At 62.9% G+C, this 774-nt stretch carries 1 protein-coding gene; it reads right to left on the bottom strand.

The genetic code is table 11. The annotated features are described in order from the left end of the window. Positions 1-753: magnesium transporter (locus NET03_RS13665; RefSeq protein WP_286207496.1), on the bottom strand; the 753-nt coding region annotated here is incomplete at its 3' end. Between the last annotated feature and the right edge of the window lie 21 nt (positions 754-774).

Below are 774 nucleotides of genomic sequence, written 5' to 3' on the forward strand. Positions count from 1 at the left end.
AAAGAGGAGCAAGAGCCAGCCGACGCGTCTGCGCCACAGGTAGAACGGCGTGGCTCGACTGTACGGCATCTCTAACGGCTGCGACCCACCCAACCGCTCAATATCCTCCGTCACCTCCCGCTCTAAAATGTCTGCAACATCGTCCACCGTGATGATCCCCAGCAGCCGATCCTCGTCATCCACCACCGGAACTGCCAGCAACCCCTCCTCCACCAACAGCCGCGCCGCCTCCTCCTGGTCCGCCGTCGCCCGCACTTTGACTACGTCTCGCTCCATGATCTCTCCCACCGTCCGATACGGCGGACTCAGCACTAACTCCCGCATCGACACCACACCCAATAACCGATTCTCCTCGTCCACCACATACGCGTAGTAAATCGTCTCAACCTCCGCCGCCACCTTCCGTAACGCCACTATCGCCTGATCAACTCGCACGTCCGGCAGCAGCGCCACAAACGCCGGCGTCATCCGCCCACCCGCTGTCTCCGGCGGATAACTCAGCAGCTCCTCCAGCTCCCGCGCCTCTACCGGCTCCATCTCCACCAAAATCTGCCGCACCTCCGCCGGATCTAACCGCGACAGCACATCCACCGCATCATCCGGCGCCATCGCTTCCAAAACGTCCGCAGCCTCCGCCGAACTCAGCCGCTCCACGATCTCCGCCGCATCACTCGGCTCCAGCTCCGCCAAAAACTCCCCAAACGTCTCGTCCCCTACTACCTCGGCAAGACGCGCCAGCTCCCCAGCCTCCATCTCCCGCAGCACCACGTGGAG

It is taken from the genome of Thermomicrobium sp. CFH 73360 (assembly GCF_023806465.1).
Lineage (GTDB): Bacteria > Chloroflexota > Chloroflexia > Thermomicrobiales > Thermomicrobiaceae > Thermomicrobium.